26 protein-coding genes and 1 pseudogene are annotated in these 21,621 nt (G+C 62.2%); 16 read left to right on the top strand and 11 right to left on the bottom strand.

What is annotated here, in order from left to right:
- Nucleotides 1-81 precede the first annotated feature (81 nt).
- The 3 genes from MKD50_RS28675 to MKD50_RS28685 form a co-directional block, all read right to left on the bottom strand.
- Complete coding sequence (locus MKD50_RS28675) at nt 82-459, bottom strand: AbrB/MazE/SpoVT family DNA-binding domain-containing protein (protein ID WP_012354525.1); 378 nt, start codon at nt 457-459, stop codon at nt 82-84.
- A gap of 80 nt (nt 460-539) precedes the next feature.
- Nucleotides 540-749, bottom strand: coding sequence for a hypothetical protein (locus MKD50_RS28680; RefSeq protein ID WP_012354526.1), 210 nt, complete (start codon nt 747-749; stop codon nt 540-542).
- Nucleotides 750-902: 153 nt separating this feature from the next.
- The gene (locus tag MKD50_RS28685) at nt 903-1,427 is read right to left on the bottom strand and encodes a hypothetical protein (protein ID WP_012354527.1); all 525 of its coding nucleotides are present in this window, start codon (nt 1,425-1,427) and stop codon (nt 903-905) included.
- Between the two features lie 161 nt (nt 1,428-1,588).
- On the opposite strand from MKD50_RS28685, the gene MKD50_RS28690 reads away from it, so the two are divergent.
- The 11 genes and pseudogenes from MKD50_RS28690 to MKD50_RS28740 all read left to right on the top strand — a co-directional run bounded on the left by MKD50_RS28690 (nt 1,589) and on the right by MKD50_RS28740 (nt 9,741).
- A complete protein-coding gene (locus MKD50_RS28690; protein WP_018004055.1) occupies nt 1,589-2,032 on the top strand; it encodes a hypothetical protein in 444 nt (147 codons plus the stop codon).
- Nucleotides 2,029-3,490 (top strand): annotated as a pseudogene (locus MKD50_RS28695) (3'-5' exonuclease). Before MKD50_RS28690 ends, MKD50_RS28695 begins: the two are co-directional and overlap by 4 nt.
- 12 nt (nt 3,491-3,502) lie before the next feature.
- Entirely contained in the window at nt 3,503-4,717 is a 1,215-nt protein-coding gene (locus MKD50_RS28700; protein WP_012354529.1) for a DUF1173 family protein, read from the top strand.
- Complete coding sequence (locus MKD50_RS28705) at nt 4,714-5,094, top strand: hypothetical protein (protein ID WP_012354530.1); 381 nt, start codon at nt 4,714-4,716, stop codon at nt 5,092-5,094. Before MKD50_RS28700 ends, MKD50_RS28705 begins: the two co-directional genes overlap by 4 nt.
- Before the next feature lie 32 nt (nt 5,095-5,126).
- Nucleotides 5,127-5,498, top strand: coding sequence for a hypothetical protein (locus MKD50_RS28710; protein WP_012354531.1), 372 nt, complete (start codon nt 5,127-5,129; stop codon nt 5,496-5,498).
- The gene (locus MKD50_RS28715; protein ID WP_012354532.1) at nt 5,495-6,616 is read left to right on the top strand and encodes a phage Gp37/Gp68 family protein; all 1,122 of its coding nucleotides are present in this window, start codon (nt 5,495-5,497) and stop codon (nt 6,614-6,616) included. Before MKD50_RS28710 ends, MKD50_RS28715 begins: the two co-directional genes overlap by 4 nt.
- On the top strand, nt 6,613-7,857 hold the full coding sequence (locus MKD50_RS28720) for a DNA methyltransferase (protein WP_012354533.1): 1,245 nt from the start codon (nt 6,613-6,615) through the stop codon (nt 7,855-7,857). The genes MKD50_RS28715 and MKD50_RS28720 overlap by 4 nt, the downstream gene beginning before the upstream one ends.
- Before the next feature lie 2 nt (nt 7,858-7,859).
- A complete protein-coding gene (locus tag MKD50_RS28725; protein WP_012354534.1) occupies nt 7,860-8,066 on the top strand; it encodes a hypothetical protein in 207 nt (68 codons plus the stop codon).
- A 132-nt stretch (nt 8,067-8,198) separates the two neighbouring features.
- A complete protein-coding gene (locus MKD50_RS28730; protein WP_025586689.1) occupies nt 8,199-8,786 on the top strand; it encodes a Lar family restriction alleviation protein in 588 nt (195 codons plus the stop codon).
- A gap of 63 nt (nt 8,787-8,849) precedes the next feature.
- Nucleotides 8,850-9,272 carry a DNA/RNA non-specific endonuclease gene (locus MKD50_RS28735; RefSeq protein WP_012354536.1) on the top strand — a complete coding sequence of 141 codons (423 nt, stop codon included), beginning with the start codon at nt 8,850-8,852 and terminating at the stop codon, nt 9,270-9,272.
- A complete protein-coding gene (locus tag MKD50_RS28740) occupies nt 9,184-9,741 on the top strand; it encodes a DNA/RNA non-specific endonuclease (RefSeq protein ID WP_250649624.1) in 558 nt (185 codons plus the stop codon). The genes MKD50_RS28735 and MKD50_RS28740 overlap by 89 nt, the downstream gene beginning before the upstream one ends.
- Before the next feature lie 554 nt (nt 9,742-10,295).
- Here the strand turns inward: MKD50_RS28740 and MKD50_RS28745 are convergent.
- Both MKD50_RS28745 and MKD50_RS28750 read right to left on the bottom strand, forming a co-directional pair.
- Complete coding sequence (locus MKD50_RS28745) at nt 10,296-10,574, bottom strand: HU family DNA-binding protein (RefSeq protein WP_012354538.1); 279 nt, start codon at nt 10,572-10,574, stop codon at nt 10,296-10,298.
- A gap of 205 nt (nt 10,575-10,779) precedes the next feature.
- Nucleotides 10,780-11,937, bottom strand: a complete 1,158-nt coding sequence (locus MKD50_RS28750) for a helix-turn-helix domain-containing protein (RefSeq protein WP_012354539.1) — start codon at nt 11,935-11,937, stop codon at nt 10,780-10,782.
- Nucleotides 11,938-12,998: 1,061 nt separating this feature from the next.
- Between MKD50_RS28750 and MKD50_RS28755 the strand changes: the two genes are divergently transcribed.
- The 3 genes from MKD50_RS28755 to MKD50_RS30690 all read left to right on the top strand — a co-directional run bounded on the left by MKD50_RS28755 (nt 12,999) and on the right by MKD50_RS30690 (nt 14,613).
- Nucleotides 12,999-14,000 carry a PRTRC system protein D gene (locus tag MKD50_RS28755; protein ID WP_012354540.1) on the top strand — a complete coding sequence of 334 codons (1,002 nt, stop codon included), beginning with the start codon at nt 12,999-13,001 and terminating at the stop codon, nt 13,998-14,000.
- 5 nt (nt 14,001-14,005) lie between these two features.
- A complete protein-coding gene (locus MKD50_RS28760; protein ID WP_012354541.1) occupies nt 14,006-14,407 on the top strand; it encodes a hypothetical protein in 402 nt (133 codons plus the stop codon).
- 71 nt (nt 14,408-14,478) lie between these two features.
- A complete protein-coding gene (locus tag MKD50_RS30690; RefSeq protein ID WP_256461664.1) occupies nt 14,479-14,613 on the top strand; it encodes a hypothetical protein in 135 nt (44 codons plus the stop codon).
- A 71-nt stretch (nt 14,614-14,684) separates the two neighbouring features.
- Here MKD50_RS30690 and MKD50_RS28765 read toward each other — a convergent pair whose 3' ends face one another.
- The 6 genes from MKD50_RS28765 to MKD50_RS28790 form a co-directional block, all read right to left on the bottom strand.
- Nucleotides 14,685-14,897, bottom strand: coding sequence for a hypothetical protein (locus tag MKD50_RS28765; RefSeq protein WP_012354543.1), 213 nt, complete (start codon nt 14,895-14,897; stop codon nt 14,685-14,687).
- 99 nt (nt 14,898-14,996) lie between these two features.
- Entirely contained in the window at nt 14,997-16,079 is a 1,083-nt protein-coding gene (locus MKD50_RS28770; protein ID WP_012354544.1) for a DUF7146 domain-containing protein, read from the bottom strand.
- 210 nt (nt 16,080-16,289) lie between these two features.
- Nucleotides 16,290-16,799, bottom strand: a complete 510-nt coding sequence (locus tag MKD50_RS28775; RefSeq protein ID WP_012354545.1) for a single-stranded DNA-binding protein — start codon at nt 16,797-16,799, stop codon at nt 16,290-16,292.
- A 12-nt stretch (nt 16,800-16,811) separates the two neighbouring features.
- On the bottom strand, nt 16,812-17,606 hold the full coding sequence (locus tag MKD50_RS28780) for a hypothetical protein (RefSeq protein WP_012354546.1): 795 nt from the start codon (nt 17,604-17,606) through the stop codon (nt 16,812-16,814).
- Between the two features lie 9 nt (nt 17,607-17,615).
- Nucleotides 17,616-18,044, bottom strand: coding sequence for a hypothetical protein (locus tag MKD50_RS28785; RefSeq protein WP_012354547.1), 429 nt, complete (start codon nt 18,042-18,044; stop codon nt 17,616-17,618).
- A gap of 97 nt (nt 18,045-18,141) precedes the next feature.
- Nucleotides 18,142-18,450: a hypothetical protein gene (locus MKD50_RS28790; protein WP_012354548.1), complete on the bottom strand. Its 309-nt coding sequence runs from the start codon at nt 18,448-18,450 to the stop codon at nt 18,142-18,144.
- A gap of 680 nt (nt 18,451-19,130) precedes the next feature.
- On the opposite strand from MKD50_RS28790, the gene MKD50_RS28795 reads away from it, so the two are divergent.
- Nucleotides 19,131-20,294 (top strand): hypothetical protein, encoded by a 1,164-nt coding sequence (locus tag MKD50_RS28795; RefSeq protein ID WP_012354549.1) that lies wholly within the window; start codon nt 19,131-19,133, stop codon nt 20,292-20,294.
- A gap of 1 nt (nt 20,295) precedes the next feature.
- Complete coding sequence (locus MKD50_RS28800) at nt 20,296-21,468, top strand: FlhC family transcriptional regulator (protein WP_012354550.1); 1,173 nt, start codon at nt 20,296-20,298, stop codon at nt 21,466-21,468.
- The last annotated feature ends 153 nt before the right edge of the window (nt 21,469-21,621 follow it).

The following is a 21,621-nucleotide window of genomic DNA, read 5'->3' on the forward strand; positions in this document are numbered from 1 at the left end:
CCGGGGGCGTTCCCGATGGGTGATTGAGTCCGGAAGCGCGAATGCGACCGGATTGGTGTGCCTAGATGGCGATAACCTGGTTCAACTGCTCACATGCCGCAGCGTAGACGTTGGATAGCGAGGCGCTGCGGGCATAGCCTCGCCGCCGTGCTTCGCGGGATCGAACAATGCCAGCTTTTCGGCGAGCGTCAGGCTGCGATGGCCGACCGGCTTGACAGTGACCCCAACGTCAGCCACTGCGACCTCTACGGCAAGGCCTTCCGTGAAATGCGCGGCACGCGCCGCACTGGTGGGGATGCGCACGGCGAGGGCGCTGCCCCATTTCTGGATCGTAAGTGTTGCGGACTTGGACATGGCAACCACCTGTCGGAATGTAGAGACGAGTTTATACATGGAGACACCATGCATAAACACCGTCTCGCCTTTGCCGCCCGGATTGGAGAAACGCCTGGAGGTCATACGTTTCCTCGCAAGGCGGGATACGCCCCACCGGAGAGTATTTCCCGGTGGGTAGTGGAATCGGCCGCTGGCCTGAGCGGTCACGCGGCGGCAGCAGGCTTCCGGTCCAGACCCAGCAGCTTCGCGAGAAGCCAGCTGATCAGCACCAGAAACTCGATCTCCGCAACGATGTGCACTTGCATGGCAGCAAGGCTATCGTCCTCGGTAGTACAAAGAAAGAAGAGGACCGCGAACAGGTTGATGACGGTCGCGAGGACAGCCAGCGCGGTGATACGGGAGAAGATACGCATGGAAGGGCTCCTGAAATGGAGCCTTCCCCATTGGGAAAAACCCCAATGGGTGGAAATGAAGATGGCCGGTACGCCGGCAAGGTCGATGCGCTGATGCGCGGAGAATCGGACGAATCTTACCCTGCCTGCCAGCGCGGGACAAGAATCGGATGCTTAGCGCGCGCACGCTGCCGCCTCGCGCGCCCGGCGGTTGGCCTCGCGGATGCGATTGACCACTGCCCAGCGCCGCTGCTCGACCTCCTCCGGATTTTCGAGCTTGGCATAGTCCTGCACCGGCCCCTCGCCCACGAAGGGCTTGTAGTCCTGGGGCAGCTTGCCTTCGGCCTTGGCCTTCTCACGCTGCATGCGACCCAGCCCATCGCTTGTCTCCGTGATCGCTACATAGTCCCACCGCGCTGGCACGGCCGCCTCGGAGAACCAGATCTCTCCCTCGCCCTGCCCCACGATGGCGACCACGTCGTAGACGCTGCCCACAGGCGATGGGATAGCACGAACCTCGAAACGCAGCACCTCCGGCCGTGGATGCCAGAACACCCGGTCCAGGTAGCGCTTGAACGTGAACGCATCCAGTCGGGCGATCTCGCCGTACTGCGGCTCGCCGGGCGCGATGAACTCCGGTTCGTGCTTCGGGCGGTTGCCCAGGGAGATTTCCCGGGAAGTCGGATTGCGGGATGACATGGGGGATTTCGGTAAAAGACGCCCGAAATTCTAACGCTTTCGGCGCCTACGCCGGCAGGACACCTCGGAAAATGGTTGGCGGCGAACTTCGCCCGCCCGCCGCCTTGACTTCGGCGCGGGGCCGGTATCTTGGTCTTAGACCACTCCATTCCTTGCCGCCCATGCGATTCACACGACTCGGACGCCACGACCCTATCGACTTTAACGCCCGCCGCCAGGCCGCCTTCGCGCGCAAGCAGCAGCGCGAGCGCGACCGATATCCGCTCTTCGCGGAACACGTGGCCGCCGAACAGCACTCGGCCGACGAGGAACTGGCTCGCCGCCAGCAGCGCTCCGACAGGCTCGAAACGACGATGCGCGGACTGCACGCCCGCGTCTGGCGCGAGAAACGCGCCGTCTACTTCTCGCTGACAGCCGAGCAGCGGGCTGACGTTCGCGCCAAGTGGCAGGCCTGGACCGGGCCCACCAGCGCCCTCTACTTCGCCTATATCGTTGACAAAGTTAGCGGCGAGGCCGCACGGCGCGCCGAGGCCTCCCGCGCGCACGCGCTGACCATCCGGCGACGGGTTCTTGCGCGCCTGCCGGAACAACTGGAGATGGCATGACTCCTACCGCCGAACAAGAGTGTGTCGTGGAGGCGGTGCGTGCCGGTGGCGCCGTCAAGGTCAAGGCGTACGCCGGCGCCGGCAAGACCTCCACGTTGCGCATGGCCGCTGAGGCCCGCGGCCGCGCGCGTGGCCTGTATCTGGCCTTCAATCGGGAGATCGCCAACGAAGCGGCCCGCAAGTTTCCGCAGAACACCCGTTGCCGCACCGTGCATTCGCTCGCCTACAGCGCCACGCGCCCGGAGATCACGCGCAAGCTCAGGAATCCGGTCGAGCCACCCCATCAACTGGCGATCCGCTACGGCTTCGGTAAACTACGCCTGCCCCACCACCATCGGCAAGGATCTGGAACTCAGCCCGAGCAAGGTCGCCCGGATGGTGATGGACGGCGCCGCGCGCTTCTGCCGCTCCGCCCAGGCAGAGCCGCTCGCTTGGCACATCCCGGTCGAGGCGATCGTCAAGGAAGAGGAAGCCGAGCACCTGCGCGAATCGCTGCTGCCGTATGTAAAGCGGCTCTGGGATGAATATCTTGATCCGAATGCGCCGTCTGCCATCGCCCACGACGTCTATGTCAAGCTGTTTGAGCGCAGCCGGCCGCGCATCGGCGCCGACTTCATCCTGTTCGACGAAGCGCAAGATGCCGACGGCCTGATGCTGTCGGTGCTGCGCGCGCAACAGGCGCAGGTCATCTACGTGGGCGATCCCTACCAGCAGATCTATGAGTGGCGCGGCGCTGTCAACGCCATGGACCATATCCGTGCCCCGGAATGCGCGCTGACCGAGTCGTTCCGGTTCGGCCCGGCCATTGCACAGCTGGCCAGCCGCGTGCTGCGGCTGATGGATGAGGACACGCCAGTGCGCGGCCAGGACCACGTCGAGTCCCGAATTCTGCACGATTCGACCTCAGGCCACGACCGCTTCGACGCGATCCTTTGCCGCAAGAACGCCACGGTCCTGACCCATCTGGCCGAGGGCATCGGCCGCGGCGACCGCGTCGCCGGACGGGCCAACGTCGACGAGCTCCGGGCGTTCGCCGACGGCGCCGAGCAGCTGATGCGCGGCCAGCGCATTGGCTACCCAGCCACCCTCGCCTTGTTCGAGACCTGGGAGGAGGTTCAGGAGTACGCCGAGTCGTTCGCCGGCCGCGACCTGAAGCCGCTGGTGCAGCTGATCGACAACGAGGGGGTGGACTATCTGCGCCTGATCCTCACCCGCGTGTCCCCAGAGGACGAAGCCGACTACATCGTGTCCACCGTCCACCGCGCCAAGGGCCTTGAGTGGGACCGCGTGCAGCTCGCCGGCGACTTCAAATTCAGGAACGGCGACGACGGCAAGTTGACCATGGCGCCGGAAGAAATGCGGCTGCTCTACGTCGCCATGACCCGCGCCAAGCGTCTACTCGACGTCAGCGAGATCCGGCGCGATCTGTACACCATGTTCCGGGAAGCCGGCGTCTAAGGAGAGGAATCCATGATCACCGTGCGCATTGGCGGGAACGAGTTTCCGCTCGACGATGTACTGGAAGATCCCGGCCGTTACGCGCGTCACCTCGAGCGCGCGAAGACGGTCCAGGGTTTTGCGGAATGCGAATGCAGCACTCGGCGCCCACGGCCCAAGCTGGTGATTCGCCGACATCGGGACATCTTCCTGCTCGCGCGCTGGCCGGAACAGGCACACCACCATGCTGCAGGCTGCCCATTCAACCGCCAGGCGCTGGCCAAGTCGGGCGCGAGCGACAACCTGGACCCGTTCCGGATGAAGGACGGCCACCATGACATCCGCCTCGATGCCTCGCTCTCGGTCAGCGCGCACACCCCAGCCAAGACCGTCCAGCGCCTCCCCAAAGGGCAGAGCACGAAGCCGCAACGGCGTTCGGCGGGGCTGCTTGCGTTTCTGGAATACGCCTGGGAGCAAGCAGGGCTGAACGTATGGCCGGGAACGGGTTCGCGCGGCTGGAACGCCTGCTGGTCACAGCTGACAACGGAGCTGGCAGAATGCCGTATCAACGGAAAGCCGGCCGATGGGCTGCTGCACGTCATGCAACGGTGGGACCCGAGCCGCAGGACGGAGATCCTGGCGGAGTTCGAAGCATGGCAGGGCAGGCTCACGTCCACTCCGGCCGGCAATCCGCGCGGCATCGTGATCGGCGAAATCGAATCCCACGGCACGACCCAGTTCGGTGGCAAGTTCGTGCTGCGCCAAAGTACCCAGCGCTTCTTCATGGCCGCCGACCTCTACGCGCGCCTGCAGGTGTCGTTCGGGGGCGCCCTGTCCGGCATCGGCAAGGCAGAACAGCGTTGCGTCGCCGTCCTGCTGGTCGAGCGGTCGAAATCAGGCTACCTGACGGTGGTCGATGCCGCGGCCATGCTGGCCAACCGCCAGTTCCTGCCTTGTGACTCGTCATACGAGGTTGCCATGGCTGACTATCTGGTCGGCCTGCAGCGGGCATTCCGCAAACCGCTGCGCCACATTGGCCGAGCCGCCGTGCATCCCGACTTTGTGTTGACCGACGTGGCTCCTGAGGCCGTCATCGAAGTCCTTGGCATGACGGGCAATGCGGACTACGACGCCAGGCTCGCGCAAAAGCAGGCGTTCTACCGCGCCAACGGCGTGCCGGTGATCGAATGGCGCCCTCAGGACCAGCAGATCACGTGTGTCCGGCTGCCCCGGCCGAGCGCTGCATGAGCAGCCGGGCACCACTGGGCATGAACCGTGCGTATCTGAAGGCAGTTCAGCTGGTGCACCAGTACCGCGCCGCATCTGTCCCGCTTGTCCAGCGGCATCTCGGCATCGGCGCCGAGCACGCCGAGTCGCTGCTGGCGCGCATGGCAACAGAGACCACTGTGGTCCGGCGAATGCCCAACGGACTCTATCTCTACGTGGGCGAAATCGTCGCTGACGAGCTCACTGCACTGTACGGATTTGCCGAAGAGGTCCTCGCTGTCATCGCCTCCGGCGAAATCGACGTGGACGCACTCAGAGCCGCCGCGGTGAAGTTCGGCCTTTCGGCCCCACGTGACGCGCCTCCCTACACCTGCTTGACTTTGCCCGCGATTGGATAGGCTGGAAGCATCCCTCACCTTCCACCGACCCGATGGGCTACATCAATCCCCTCCTGCGTCTACCCGCTGCACAGCAGCTCCTGCGCCTCCCACCAGAGCAACGCCGAGCCATCGCTGCGGTGCTCCACGAACTGCGCGAGGCATCGAACGCCGAAGCCGAATTGTCCTGGCGCCGTCGCAAAGGCCCCATGGCGGCGTATTGGCGTGCCGTCTCAACCTACGCCCGGCATTTTGTACATGCGCTCACGCAGCACTGCGAGTGTCCGCACGAATCGTCCTCGGTGGCTGATTCCCCTTCTGCCACAGACACCGGCACAGCCGCGAATCAGCAGGCCAGGGATTTTGCTTTTCCATCCCATACCCGGGACACCCGAACCATGGACATGTTCGAGAAAACGAAATGAGCGAAAACACCAAGATCGAATGGACCGACCACAGCTGGAATCCCTGGGAAGGCTGCCAGCGGGTTGGCCCCGGCTGCGACCACTGCTACGCTGAGGCCCGCAACGCACGCTTCGGCGGTGGCCAATCCCAAAACTGGGGCCCCGGTGCGCCCCGCCGGCGCACATCCGCCGCCAACTGGCGCAAGCCCTTGCACTGGAACGCTGCGCACGACGCCTTCGCCGCGGTACACGGGCGCCGGCAACGCGTCTTCTGCGCGAGTCTGGCCGATGTGTTCGACAACGAGGTGCCGATCGAGTGGTTCATCGATATGCTCGATGTCTGGCGCCAGACGCCGAACCTGGACAAGCTCGTGCTGACCAAGCGCATCGGCAACGCCACGAAGCGATTGGGCGATGCGTTCAACACGCTGATGCTGTGCGACGACTGTGCGGACAATCCCCTCGTTCCGTGGCTGGCTACGTGGATCGCCGGCAATGCCCCCGCCGATATCTGGCTGGGCGCAACCGTGGTGAACCAGGTGGAAGCCGACCGCGACATCCCGAAGCTTCTGCGCGCGCCGGCAAAGACGCGGTTTCTCTCGATGGAACCGCTGCTCGGGCATGTCGACGTGTTCTCGACTCTGACCGGTGAACTGCTGCATACCTCCGGCAACGACTATGCGCCGGGCTCCCTGGACTGGATCATCGTGGGCGGTGAGAGCGGCACGGGTGCCCGGCCGATGCATCCGGCATGGCCGCGCTCGTTGCGTGACCAATGCGCGGCAGCCGGCGTGCCCTTCCTCTTCAAACAATGGGGGCACTGGCATACGGCAGTCGTGGACCGTTCCTCCAGTGAGCCGGTCTTCCGCGAGTTCGCCAGCTTTCAGCAATGGGTCAACAAGGCGCAGACGTGGATCGCCGGCGGGATTTGCCTCGACAGGCATGGCGCGCAGCTCGAGCGCGGTCAAGATTTCATGCGCGCCCGCGACGAGGGCCGGTTCCCCGTGACGGTGATGCACGCGGTGGGCAAGAAAGCGGTGGGCCGGCTGCTCGACGGCGCCGTGCACGACGCCTTCCCTGTGACGTCGTTCGACGTCGCGGCAGCATGCGAGCGTGCGCTTGCACGGGGCGCTGCATGATGGAGCAGTTGAAACTGTTCGGACACGTGGCAGCAGCGTTCGCCGACGCGCCAGCCGAAGGCATCGCCACCGCCCAGCTCTACGATGCCGTGGCGACCGCGGTCGGGATCGATCTCGCCCAGGCTCAGGCCAAAGTCCCGATCGGCGCCGCTGGCACCCTGCACAGCCCGTTCAAGCGCGCCGTGCGCTGGCATCAGCAGACGCTGAAGGCCATGGGCGTCGTGGAGCGCATTCCGGACCGCGCCGGATTCTGGCGGCTGACGCAGCCTGTTACGCACGAGCTCGACCGCGCCGCCAACGGCGTTCGGCTTGTCGCCTTCAGCACCACCCTGGGTGTGGCCGTCTGGGCGCGCCACGAGGAAATCTTCCGCGGCCTTGGCGAACCGATTGCGCTGTGCGTCACCTCGCCGCCGTACCCGCTGCGCCAGGCCCGGGCCTACGGCAATCCCACGGAAGCGCAGTATGTCGACTTCCTGTGCAAGGCCCTCGAGCCGATCGTCGCAGGGCTTGTGCCAGGCGGCAGCATTGTCCTCAATGTGTCGAACGACATCTTCGAGCCGCGCAGCCCAGCCCGCTCGCTCTATATAGAGCGCCTCACGCTGGCCTTGCATGACCGGCTTGGCCTTTCCCTGATGGGCCGCGTCCCCTGGGTCAACTACAGCAAGCCGCCCGGGCCGACCCGATGGGCCTGCGTCGACCGTGTCCAGCTCGCCTCCGCCTACGAACCGGTGCTGTGGTTCACCAACGATCCGTCGTGCGTGCGCGCGGACAACCGCCAGCTCCTCGAGGCCCACACCGCCCGGCACCGCCAACTGATGGCCGCCGGCGGAGAGACTCGTAACGCGGTGTATGGCGACGGCGCCTATCGCATCCGGGCAAGCGCCTTCGGCAATCAGACTGCGGGCCGCCTGCCCCGCAATGTCATCGAGCGGGGTCACAACTGCGCGGACACCCGGGCTTACCGCCGCGCCGCGCAGTCTCTCGGCCTGCCGACCCACGGCGCCATGCAGCCGACCGACATTCCGGATTTCTTTACGCGATTCCTGTCCCGGCCGGGCGACCTGGTGGTCGATCCTTTCGGCGGGACGATCCGCACCGGCCTGGCCGCCGAGCGCCTGGGAAGGCGATGGATCGCCACGGAATGGATTCTGCAGTACGTTCGAGGCGCCGCCGAACTGTTCCGGCAAGCCGACGGATTCCAGATGCACCCGGCCCTACAATGGGCCACCCAACCGAGATAGGCATGCCTCAGTACAACGACAACGACCGCGAATACCCGGAACCGGAAACCGTCCTCGCCATTCGGGGAGCGATCACCACCGGCCAGTTGGGGGGCCCCATGGGCCCACCCGGCCATTGGCTCAACGAATTCTGGCAGATCGGAGCCGCGCTACGCGACCATGCCGAGATCCTGCAGGCTTCGAGAACACCGCGCGCCAGGAAGTCCTGAACACCACAGCCGGCTATCTGGCCATCGACGCGGCATAGCAGGACCGCTGTTCGAACGCTTCATCACACTGGACCGCTGGGCGCCGCCCTCGGGGCAGGCATAATGCCGGCATTTCCGACCCTGACCTTTCCCATGCCCAGCGGCCTCCTACAATGCGCCCACTGCGATGGCGCCCCCACCTATATCGCCGGCCGTCTCCAGGCGGTCATCGTCTGTGAAGAATGCGGCATCTCGACGCCTCCCGTCACCATGGATGCGGACAAGAACACCGCCTTCACCCGGCTAAGCGCCATCTGGAATAGCCGCGTCGAGCATCGCCCTGCCGACCAGGAAGCCGTATCGATGATGTCGCGCCGCGCGCTCACCAGCTCAGACATCCCCTACTTCCTGAACCTGCTCGCGGCGACCACCTCGGACTGGGAGACGGTTGGCCCCAAGTTCGCCGCCATGGCCGCGGCTCTCGCCCAGCCGGGCTACGAGTTCAAGCACGTGGACCCGCCCGAGACCGTGGTGTCGCAGGCTGCCCGCTATCAGAAGCTGCTCCAGCGCGCCAGGATCATCTACGTCGACGGCGCGCCCATGGTCCGCTTCGAGCCAGTGCCGGCGCTGTGCGCCGAGATCGCAGAGGAGGCACTGGCCGACCGGGAATGGCCGCTCTTCGACTTGCACGAGTTCATCGGCAAGGCCATCGATGGCGTGCCGGACCATTGGCAGCCGTGACGCCTTGACTTTGTAACTGGGCTGGCAAGCTGGAACGGTGTTCACTTACCTTCCTCCCTGACCATGGTCCGCTCCTTCATCGCCCTTTTGCTCGCCCTGAGCGCAGCAACCGCAGCCGTCGCTAAAGACGCCGCGCCCTGCCCGCACGTGCTATCAGCGGGCCAGCCGGCCGTTCGCGAGGCGGCGCGGGATACACGGCTTCTCTGCTATCGCGCCTATGCGGTGCTCTACTCGCCCAGCACCCGCACGGCGCTGTGGTCGGCCGAGCGGCTGACGGCCACAGCGGTGGAGGCGGCCCGCAAGCTGCCGCGCGACAGCGACTTCTACGAGGAAGACCGGCTGCCGCCTTCGGACCGGGCCAGACTGCAGGACTTCGCTCGATCGGGCTACGACCGCGGTGGCACCGAGCGGGGACTTTGCCGACAAGGCCTCGCAGGCAGAGAGCTTCAGCCTTGCCAACATCGTCCCGCAGCACAGTATGTCTAACCGCCGGACGTGGAGTCATATTGAGACGTCCACGCGCAAACTTGCTCGGGAGCACGGCTCCATCCAGGTCGTCACCGGCCCTGCGTTCGCCAAGGACAGCCCCACGCTCAACGGACGTGTCCGGGTACCTGGGTATCTGTGGAAAGCGATCTACGTGCCTGGCGTCGGCGCAGCGGCCTATGTGGTTCGCAACGATGCGACGCCGGCGTACAGCGTCATCAGCATCGCCGAGCTTGCCCACTTCACTGGTCTCGAACCCTTCCCAGCATTGGCTGGTGACGCGCGGACGACGCCAATCGACCTCCCGCCACCCACCCCACACCCGGGGGAGAAGCCGGCCCGCCGCGTCGCGTTCGCATGGTTGGTATCCGGCAACGCTGTGAGCGCAAATCGCGACGCGGAATCGCTCGGTCATCTCATACGGCACGCAGGCGCGCTGGCCACGTTGGCTCTCGCCTATGCCCGTTAGCGGCGACGCCAGAAGGAGGGAACATGTTCCTTCCAAAAACATGAAAGGCACGTCTTTGGACGTGCCTTTCGTTCTGTGAGGGCCATCACAGGCCCTCCCGCTCAAGAATGCGATGGTATTCCGAAGAAACGACGGCCTGGCCTCATAGCCAACAACAGCCCGAAGGACATCAACACGAGAATCCCATACAGCGCGCTCACCTCGCGACTCGCCGCATCTGCAGCAGCAGTCGGTACGACCTTCATCGCAGTGTTAGGGCAAATATCGCCGGGCGACGCAATTTCGAAAGCCCCTCAAGCTCCGCCCCACAATCTGCTACCAGGCCTGCCCCTTGCGGGGCAGGCCGCACCGACGCCTCGGCCCAAGTGTGTACCGCCAGCACGGCAGTCTTGACGGGTGCCTGTCCCGTGAGCGCCAAAAAAAAAAAATAGCACCGCACCCACAACGCTCGCGGGGATCACACAATGAAAACCTGCATCACCCGCCTAAGAACGATGAAAACGGAATGGAGGTAGGTCCCGTCGTTGCTACCCGAGGTCCCAGGCTTCGAATCGCTACGCATTGGCGGCATCCTTGAACTTCTGGCCCGGTCTAAATTTCACTGTCTTGGCAGCATCCACCGTGATCTTCTCGCCGGTTCGCGGATTGCGCGCAATGCGTTCGCCACGCTCGCCCTTGCTGAAGGAGCCGAAGCCAACCAAGTTCAGTGCGTCACCCCTGGCCACGGTGTCCATGATGGCCGACAGGGTCACGTTCAGTGCCTGTTCTGCCTTTGCTTTGGTAAGACCGTCCACACCGGCCGCGATCGCGTCAATTAGTTCGGATTTCGTCATGCATTCTTCCTTCTCAGAGTAGGCGTACGGCGGTCACCCAGTATGGACGACCGCGAACTGTTGTCGGAACGGCGATTGCGACCTCGGCAGCGTTTCCCAACGGCTGCAGCGCAGAATGCGTCCCGCAGCAATTTTGATGGGATAAACGCCGCAACTTTCCGGTAAAAGCTATGCCAATTAAACGAGCTTTCCTGATCCTCCACCTTCACGACTGATCTCCCGCGGCGTAGCTGTCCAAGAGCCGGTACAGCGAGCGGCGGCTGATGCCAAGCGCAAGCGCAGCGTGGGATTTGTTGCCGTTGGCTGCTGCAAGTGCCAAGGCCGCCTGCCCAGGCTTGACAACAGGTTTGGAGAGGCGCTCCTGAACGGCGTATGTACTTAAGTACGCATTCGACTTAGTAGGACGACTATGCCCAGCGGCTCGGGCAACGACGCGCTGTCCCTCCTCATGCACCTCACGACTGGCGAGCCGCGCGCCTCGCTTGACCGGCGCAGCATCGCCGGTACTGCGCTGGTACAGCCCCTGGAGATATTCATGGCGCAGGCCGTGTGCAGTGCAGCCCGTCACCTTCCTTACCAGACCATGCTTTCGCAGTACCTCATAGAAATGGCTCATCCATTGGTCAAGTGTATAGTCCGTCGGGGTGGTTGACCCCGTCCTGGGATTGGCCAGCGACGCCGCTCTGGCAAGCAACGGGTACTGCGTCTCCGGCATGTCGATTAAGACCTCTCGCTTTCGCCCACCCTTCGTTCCGCGTTCGACGTGCAGCATGCCGCCGCGCACCGCCACGCCCGGCTGAAGCTTCGCGGATTCCTCAACCCGTAGGCCAAACAGCCACATCAAGCGAAGCTGAACGCCTACCCACTCATCGGTCCTCTCAATCTCCTTGATCTTCGCGTCAATGTCGATGCCATTCCCCGACCAGGACTTGTCTTCTTGGGCAACATAGTGGCGAACGAGCCCATGCTCCGTGCGATCGCCGTATTCAGCAAGCGTCTTGACCAGATACGGCTTGTTCATGAACTCAGCCATCGCGCGCAGATAGGTGAGCTTGTTCTCGATCGTTCCCGCTGTTTGCCCTTTCCGAACCCAGTTATCCACCAACCATTGGACGTGCTTGTTCCGAATCGACCACGGAGATTCAACCGCATAGCCACCCTCCTGCCGCAGCTCGCGCACTGCGGCGCAGACATTGAGAAGGCGATACTCCTGCGTCTTGATGCTCAGCGCATTTCTGCTGCGCCTCGACCTACTGATTACGCGGTCGACGTTGTCCTCGAACAGCGCGATGAGTTCGCCTTCCAGCCGCGCGGGGAACGCGTAGCTCCTGATCTTTCCCCGGAAATCGATCCTGATACCCATACTCGTTAGTCCTGGCCAGCCGTGATATCACCACGGCGGGGGCGCGCTTTACGGTGCGACCCTTTTCCAACACTGTCAAACGCCCCGTTCGTTCGACACCTGCCGGTCACTTCTCCCCACCGGATTTGGGGGACTGCCTTCCTTGCCTTTAGCGATAGCACTCGATCGACCAGACACAGGGAAGAACTGTGGTCCGACCGTCCGCGTAGTCCATGGCCCGGCTCACGCCGAGCCCGTCCCCGCGAATACCCAAGCCGCTGCGTCGATCGACGCGACTGCGATAGCGACCCTTGTGGTCCACCATCGCAAGACTCTTGGGTAAATCGTTCTTGCGCATTTCTGTGCCGGCTGCGCCTACCGGTCGTCAAGTGAAGGGATCCGCGATAGCCGTCTGGCCCGATCGCATCCAATCCCCCGTCCCAAAGTCAGTTCACCTTGGCCGCAGTGTCTCGGGCCGCCTGAACCGTACCCAGCTCTCTCGCTGAATGGACGTGTCTTCCGTGATGGAGCCTTGGGACTGTGCAACTGTGCGCCCCAAAATCTCTCTCATTGCGTTACAGCGCGCACATCGGCGCTGAGATCGAGTGTTATCGCGGTGTGCAGCCTTCCTCAATGTCGGCCACTGTCTGCTTGATTTGATTGAAAAAAATGCCGGATCAATTTCCGGCCTGCACACTGGGCGTCCGCACGTCCTCCTTGAGGTCGTGGTTGCCTGGGATTTGCCACCAACTGGCGGCGAGGTCGATGCGTCGGGGACGCTGAAGGTGCTCAAAGGATAAACCGAAACTCAGCCGCGTCGCAACGAAATCGCCGTCAAATTCGCCAGCATTCGACAACTTGACTTCGCATCGCACCGGGTAGATTCGAAAGGGATCGGATCGCAGTGTCAGATACGTGTTAGCAAGTGTCAGGTCTGTGTGAGCAGGTGTGAGATCAGCGCGACGTGGTGACGCCCGCTGACACCTGGTGACACCACCTAACACATTCCTGTCAGATCACAGTCAGATATGTGACACCACTGCGCTCCGGCAACCTTCAACAAAGCCAAGGAGAGTCTTCAGATGAACACCACCAAAACCATTGCGGTCGATGTCGGCTACGGCAACACCAAGTTTGCCTTCCCCCTGGGTGCGGACGTTGCAACCCGCATGTTTCTTTCGCTGGCCCCAACTCGATCGGCTTCGAGCCTCGCCAACCACGGGGATGGCTATTTCCAGTCGCGCGATGTCGTTCACGTAACTGTGGACGGCGCTGAATACGAGGTGGGCCCGGACGTCTCGATCACCTCTGCATACGGCAATACCGGGCGGACCCTCTCCGAGGACTTCGTCACGACGCCGGAATATGCTGCGTTGCTGTTCGGCGCGCTTCACTATTCACAGGCCAGGGACGTTGGCCAACTCATCCTCGGCCTTCCCGTCCATACCCTACAGAAGTACGCCGGCGTCCTGCAGGAACGCTTTGCTGGCACGCATGACTTCGGCGCCGGCAGCGTCAGCATCAACCGGGTCGTCGCCCTGCCCCAGCCACTCGGATCGCTGGTCACGTTTATGCGTCAATCCGGCAAGGATCTGGACCCGGATGACAACTGCCTGATCGTGGACGTGGGTTACTTCACGACCGACTGGGTTGTCGCTCGTGGCTACATGATGGATGACACCCGCAGCGGCGGCGTTCCCGGCGGATCGTCGCGAATTTACCAACAAGTCGCCCAACTCCTTTCGGCGGACGAAGGCGGGGAGCCGTCTGGCAGCATCGAGCGCATCGACAAGTCCCTGCGTGACGGCAAGCTCATGCGCTACTACAACAAGATGGTCGACCTGCGCCCGTATTTCGAAGTCGCCAAGGCCCAATGTCAAACCGCGGTCAAGGAAATGCAGACGCGGGTGGGCCGCACGGAAGACATCGCAGCCATCGTTCTCACCGGTGGCGGCAGCGCGCTGTACTCCGGCGCCATCCGTGCCGCCTTCCCGCGCTCGCATATCGTCGCGATGGAATCGCCCTGCTACGCCAATGTCCGCGGATTCTTCGACATCGGTAGCGCACGGCAAGCGCGCGGGTAACGACTATGGGGAAGCTCGCCATCAAAGTCACCCTCAACCCGATGACGACGCCTCAGCTCTACGCGCAGCTTGCGCAGGTCAACGACCCGCGCCTGCGAGCCGAGGTCTTCCGCCGTTTGGCAGAGGTCGGCGCGCAGGTCATGGGAGCGAAAGAAGGCGTTGCGGCAACGCCGGCGCCTGCAGGTGCACTCCTGACTACCTTGATGTACCGCTCCGAGGCAGCGTTCGTACCGCCCCAGAATGTCGCAGCGGTCGGGCAGTCCGCTGCTTCCACCCCGAGAGCCCAACTCGTCAGGGAGGAAATCTCCCGGGATGCGCCAGCGGATATCGAGGTGCCCGCCGTGCCCGCCCCAAGCGCACTGGACCTTAGTGCAATGAACTCGGCGATGTCGCGGTTCTTCGATTGACTCGCTCCGGCTTGACTGGCGCTCACTTCGTGGCAATCTACAATCATCACAACGGACGACAGGACTTCACCATGAAATTCTTCGAGTATCTTTCCACCACCCAGGCTCAGAACCGTTTCCTCTTTTACGCGCTGATCGCCTGGTGCATTCTGGAAGCCATTATGGTCGTCTATCGCGGGTGGCGCGCCCCCAAGGACGCTGGCTGACGCCTTCCCACCCCAGAAAGCAAAAAAGCCCAGCATGTCTGCTGGGCTTTTTGTTGAAGAGGACTTTGCGCTCAGTGAAGCGTGGCTGGCGCGAGGCAATAATCGAGTGCGGAATCGAACGACAGATTCCGCTCGAGCAACGTCAGATGGCCCGAGGCTTCTCGTCGGTAGACGTGGAAGAACTGGGCATCGGACTGACCAGCCTGGACCTCGCTGGTGGCGGTGCTGCGCATTGCGTGAATGTGCAACCTGTTCACGATCGCGGTAAAACCCTTCTGTGGCATGGTGCTTCTCCTGAAGTCCTGCCACACGGGATTCCGCCCAGTGGGGCGAACCCACCGGGCAGAGTTGAAAGGAACGCCACCATTCGGGTGGCGAAAATGTCAGGCAGCGATTGCCTGTTGGGAGATCAGACGCAACCGGTGTACGGTTCGCCATTCGTCGCAGTAATCCGTGCCTCGGACCTTCGGCCGATGCAGCACAACGGTGAAGCCATTGGCGCGCAAGCGCTTCTGGAGGGCGAGCGCGTCGGCCATACCCGGTGACTTGCCAGTCCTCGGGTCCACCTTGTCAAAATCGGCGAAGATGTGCACGGTATGGATGCCCATACCGTCTGGCACTACGAACTTGCTCAAGAGCACGCGGTTCAAGCACGACCAGGTCGGAATCCGGAACAGCATGTACGCCGCATAGGCATTCTCGATGCCCTCCGCAACGCCAATCGCTCCATCGCGAGGCGACATCAGCCGTACAGCGCCGCCATCAAGCGGCAAGGCGCCCGGATAATTTCGCTTGCTTGGAAGGATCTCGCCGTCCTCCGACACGACTATCGCCTTCTCTGGCTTGGCCGGGTGCAACGATGTTCTGTGAACCGTAGCAATCCGGCCGTCGTGCAGCTGGTACTCAGCAATCATCGTTGGGTACCGCCCGACAATGCTCCCGTTGTGCCAGTAATCCTGCACGGCCAGCCGCAGTCCATGTGGCAGCGGAGCGCGCAGCCCTGGAACTCTGGCGGCGAGATAGCGCATGGCATGGTCACCAGCCGCGACCGGAGTCGAGCTGGTGACCTGCTTTATGACGCGGCGCATCAAAACGGAAGCGCTTCCCTTGCTGCGCTGCCGGCATGCCGGCCTGATGGCAGACATCTTCGCTGGCAACGGCTCGCCGCCCTCCCCATTGAGTCGCCGCTGCAACTCAAGGTACGACATGCCGGTGTAGCGACAGACCAGCTCGATGCCGTCGCCCGCTTTGGGACCACCGGCATCGCACTTGCGGCACACCCAGTCACCGCGGCCCCGCTTGTTGTCGTAGGTAAATCTGTCTGTGCCGTCTCCGCAGATCGGGCACGGACCAGGGCGACCTCGCCAGAAGGCGTCTGTGAGGACGTCGGCGGGCAGGTACTGCGCAACCAGAGCGTCCCAGTGAGCGGGCGTCCAGTTCTTCACGATATCACTCAGCTTTTTCATGGGATGGCTCCGTGTGGAGAGTGGTCGATGCCTGAGACAGGCGAAGGAACGCTTGCTCAAAGGACATCCCGGCTGCGTGAGGCGCCAGAATGTCTTTTCAGCACAGCGATTGGATCGGGGGGGAGAAACGGGTGTGGCGCGAAGCCGAAGATGAGGTGCATGCTCCCGCGGATTCGCGGGAGCATGCATATAGCTGCCACTTATGGCTTGTCAGAACGGAATCTGATCATCATCCATATCTTCGAAGCCATGCGACGGCGCCTGCTGCGGGCGGCGACTTTGGCCGCGTCGGCCACCACCATTGCCGCCCTCACTGCCGCCGGCTTGGCGGCCTTCTTGCGACTGGCGGCCATAGCCATCGTCGCCGTCATCGTTCGACGATCCGCCGCGGCCACCCAGCATTTGCATCTGATCGGCAACGATCTCGGTGCTGTACTTGTCCTGGCCCGACTGATCCTGCCACTTGCGGGTGCGAATGCGTCCCTCAATATAAACGGAGGAGCCCTTCTTCAGGTATTGCCCTGCGATCTCAGCCAGCTTGCCGAAGAACGAAATGCGGTGCCATTCAGTGGCTTCCTTCATCTCGCCGCTCTGCTTGTCCTTATAGCGATCGGTGGTAGCGATACGAATATTGGCCACAGCGTCCCCGCTGGGCATGTAGCGAACCTCAGGATCTGCCCCGAGATTGCCAACGAGAATGACTTTGTTCACGGATGCCATGTTGCTTCCTTGTTAATGAATGCGATTGACTTGCCAGACCCAACGGTCCCAGAGTTTCTGTTCCCCAGTCTCGGGGTCAAGAACAGGGCGGCCGGTCGCATGGTTGAAGGCGGGCACCTTCTCCTTGTGCAAGCGCTTGATGCCTACGCGGTCGCCGATTTTGCAAGCGGCGTCGGCCAGGGCATCTTTCAAACCTTCGCCCTGCAATGTCCTTTCGCCGGCGTGGGTGTCCAACTTCACCGCGAAGGAGGTGTATGTCGCCTTGCCGCCAGGTTTGCGGTTCGGGAACTCCATTTCACCCCACTCGACCAGCTTGCCAACGGTATAGTTCGAGCGCGACGCGTTACCGTCAGAGCGAGGTTCGGTTTTGGCAGGTCGGTGGTCTGGGCGCTGATGCTGTGCAGTCCGCGGTCCCCGAGATTCCCTTGACTCATCCGAACCCTTCGACTGTGGAAGCGGAGCGGCGCTCGCCCCCTCTTTCGCCTGGCGCATGACGGCTTCGGCAACGGACTGCGGTGTCACGCATTCCCCATCGTACCTGCCGAGCTTGTGCCAGCGCGGAACGACCTCGGGAAGAACCTTGTGGCCGAACGCCGTGTGCTGAATGCTGCGATCAAACACGGCAACGAAGTGAACGACGTGGTCGCCTTCGTCCCGAAAGAGATTTGGGACGCCATTGATGAGGATTTGAAACTCGTTGTCCGCGCCCGTGCCGACGGGAACTTCATTGGCGGCCCGAGACGCCACTACTGGCGGTTGGCCCAGGATAGTGGCGACTGCCCGCTTGAGTACTCCGAAGAGAGTCATGGTAATTGGTTACAGAAGAGACCCGCAGCACAACCGCTTTACTCCTTCGAGGTCTGCTTTCAGGCGGGCGTTGTTGAGAATCACATCCTGCAAGACTTCCGGGCTTACCCCGCAAACCGCGCAGACATAGGTGTAGGGAAGCGCTCCGTCCCAGTATCCGAAGATCCAGCCGATCGTCATGGAATATTCCTCCAAATCGAGCGCCTTGTTCCGCATACGGGCTCGCAAGAGCTCAGCACAGTCGATCAGGGATTCGGGCATGTTGTCGCCTCGGCGGCTGTCACAGGCCAGGCTGATGAGCGCGTCGACCATCTGCTCGCGTACCGAGTCGCTCCAGAGCGAAGGGTCCGGCAACGGGTCAATCTTGGGTGGGGGCACAACGATGGCAGCCGCTTCATCGAAGAAGTCCAGCTGCCACCCTGCTGTCATTGTTTCCATGATGGTCTCCGGACAGGCACCCGGAGACCCACCTGTCGGCGGGTAACGGGTTCCCGCGACAGGTGGAAGCCGCCCGAGAACCGGGCGGCGAGGGAGGTCAGGAACGATCGTGCGTTCCAGTGCGACAGATTGGCGTCACCACAGCCGAGCGTGCGTAATTCTGCTCGGGCGGTTCGGCGACCTGGTCATTCGTCGGTTTCGGCTTGGAGTCATGCTCCGGCATCGAAACCTTCGGCGCAGCTGGTACAGCCTTGCCCCACTGCAGCACCTTCTCCTTCAGGTAGAAGAAGCCGACAGCGGCAAGAAACACACCAACAATGAATGACTGCGAAGCCAGATACAGCGCCATGCAAAAAGCAAAGAGCTTGAGCGGGCGCGCGATCATGTTTTTGGCAAAGGATTCCATGGTTTCTCACGAGAAACGATTTAAAGGGATTTCCTGGCGGATGCCAGGCGATTATTCGATGCTCGGAAGAGCAAGGAATCCAATGAGGCGCGACTGCTCGGCAACGCGCTTGCGACATGTCATGCATGTCGTAAGGACGCTGCTCGCGTGCGAAGAAAGGGGATGGGGCGGGCCGCGCAAAGGAAGGCCAGTGAGGCCCACGCGGAATGTCAGTTTGGTCTGACCGCCATGTCGATGCGTCATAGACGCTAGAGGTATCCGCACTCTACACGGCTTGGGAAAGCATGACAAGCGCCGCCCCGGCGCTTTCGATTTGCCTTCAAATCACAAGCCGACGTCCTGAGCTTTCGCCAAATTTGGAAGGAACATGTTCCTTCCAACGACCCTCGCTCAAGGCCAGGTTGTATATACAAGTGCCCCCATCTTAAGGGGGTGCTACCTCAAATCCAGTTAATGTCTGTCGATAAAAAGTGAGGCAAAGCGCTGCTGATTTGAGCTTGACTTTCGAAAGACACCTGATTTTCCTGAGCTTTCGTGACATTCCGATGCTCAAACTCGGCATAAGCTTCCATCCGAAGATCGCTGCACCCGTTTCATCAGCTTGACACTTGCTCCTAGCGTGTACGTTGAAGTGGCTGCCGCGATCGCCGGGGCCGCAACAACTTTCCGTAAGGGCAACAATGAAGAAGAAAGAAGAAGAGAAACGCGAGTTCAATCTCATCGACCCGAAGCCGCCCGTATTGCGCGAGCTGGCGATCCAGCAACTGGGTCACTATGTCGATGCCGGCGCGATCGGCCGGATCGTGCAAGCCGCGCAAGAGATCGAACTCTCACGCAAGCGGATCCTCAGTGAACATACCGCCATCGGCTCTCGCCTATTCCAGATCTACCACGTGATCCTCACGTGTGTGCAGAAGCGTCTGGGCGACACCCCCCGCGCTCGCCAGGAAGCCGATGACAACTTGTACAACTTCGCGGTGCGCGCCCTGCGCATTTCCCGCGCCTCTGCGATCAAGTATCTGCAGGCATTTCATCACTTCTCCGAGAACAGCGATGCCTTGACGTTTCTGAACCTGGGGGAGCTGACGATTCTCAAGCGGTCGGACATCACGCCAGAGGAAGTGCAGCGGTTCATCGATGCTCGCAAGGACGACGAACCCTATTCGCGCAAGGAAATCGTCCCATACATCGAATGGTCTCGACGCACCCACCAGGAACTCAATCACGTCATGGCGACGCTGGAGGCGGCGGAAGAACAGTTGAACGAGAGCCTGGAGCGCCAGCGCGATCTCGAAGCCCAGATGCGCCACATGCGCGAACAGATGACATCCTCCGACGCGCAATCTGCGGCGCAAAAGGAGCAGCTTGACCGAACCTCCGCGGCGCTCTCGTCGCAGGCTGGGGCCATGGAAAGCCTGCAGCATTCCATTAAGCGCTTGACGGACGAACGACAGGCCTTGCAGAAGGCATTGGCCGAGTCGAAGATCCGGGAGGTTGTGAAGGAGATCAAGGTCGAGGTCATTCCTCCCGAGTACAAGACCATCGCCGATGCCGTCATAGACGGAAGCGGCAAACTTGAAGCGCTCAATGCGCAGATCAAGGATGCCGAACTGCGCCTCTCCGCTGTCAACAATAAGATCGAACGCCATGAAGCCAAGTCGGCCGACTCGCGGAGTCTGTCACTACGCATTGACGGCCTGAAAGCGGATCTCGATGATGCGCTCGCGAAATTCCGAGGCGCCGTCAAAGCCATCAAGGTCAAAGAGCATGCCCCCGCGCTGGTGTCCTTGCGCCGCACTGTGGAAGCCTTCCACAACGAACTGATCGCCATCACTGGAGCCTGACATGCAAACCACCCCGACCCGTTCTATCTACGAGCAGTTCGTCTTGCCAGCCTGGGTGCGCGATCGTGTGCTTGCGGCCAATCTGCGAATCAACAACTACGTCCTGAATGCCGTTACGGTGCATCCAACGCTGGAAAGCATCTTCAGGGTATCGAGCGAAAACCTTCGCTCGCTGCGTGACGACCTGTACCAGTCGGCGAAGATTCTGGGAACGCCGTTCCTCGCTTACGCACCAACGCTCACAACCATCGATGACTGGCGATCCTTCATCGAAGGACGGATGCCGACCGCCACAATGGAGCGGCTCAAGACTGGCCTGCCCCGCAATCTGTCAGTGGTGGACCGGTTGGCGCTCGAGCATACGAACCGCGCGTACATCAATGCCATGTACGACCTTCTCAACATGTCGGTATTGGCGGCGCCTCTGATCGGCATCTCCAACGAGTTGGCCGCGTACATGCGGTCGGTTCCTCAGCACGAACTCGACGTGGCTATCACCGAGCGGCTGGTGCCGCTATTCCACTGGCGCTTCGCGGACGAGATGTTCTGGTTGGAGAGTCACTCCGGCCGGTTATCGCGGGAAATGATCTCCCACTATCTGATGGAAACGTCGCCGCTTCGGACTGACCGCCTGGCGCACTCTGGCGTCTGGGGCAACTTCCGGCTCGAAACGTTTGTGCGCGACGCCCTCTCCGAGGCATTCCTGGCTCTCAGTTGTCGCGCCATGAGCGTCTCATCATTGTTCAATATCACCATCGAGACCACGCGGAAGACCTATCAGAGGTTGCATGGCAAACCATCGCCACCCGGCCAGCCGCCGTCATCGCTAATGTGGTACCTGGATTCCGCGCAGCGCCGCGTTCAGTCGACTTTCCAGATCTGGCTGTTTCGATCGGCGATCGCCTGTGACGTGTCGACACCCGAAAGCTTCGTCGCGACCCTTGACATCCATCGCGCGTTCTTCTCGGACGACTGCAAGGTGCCACCCGAGCGGTCGCTGCATCTGGCCCGCTCCATGTCGATGCACGAAGAGCTCGCGGTCTGGCCCTGCCGAAAGTGCGGGACGCCGTACCTGGCTTCGAACTCCTCCGCGAAGATCGAGCTTTCGCAGTCATTTCTGTGCCCTTGCTGCAACGGGTCTTTGACGGCTTCACGGGGCAGGCGTCGGAACTGACCGCGCATCAGCAACAGTCGCCGAAGCACCCCTCTCCGTACCCTTCGATTGACGGGTTGTCTTTTCAGCGATCATAGCCAAGAATCGCAAGCGCCAGAAATTTGACCCTTCTCGGCCTTCTCAATACGGCGGCTTCCTCTTGGGGCCGCCGTC

This window comes from Cupriavidus mimosae (genome assembly GCF_023952485.1).
In the GTDB taxonomy this organism is placed as follows: domain Bacteria; phylum Pseudomonadota; class Gammaproteobacteria; order Burkholderiales; family Burkholderiaceae; genus Cupriavidus; species Cupriavidus taiwanensis_C.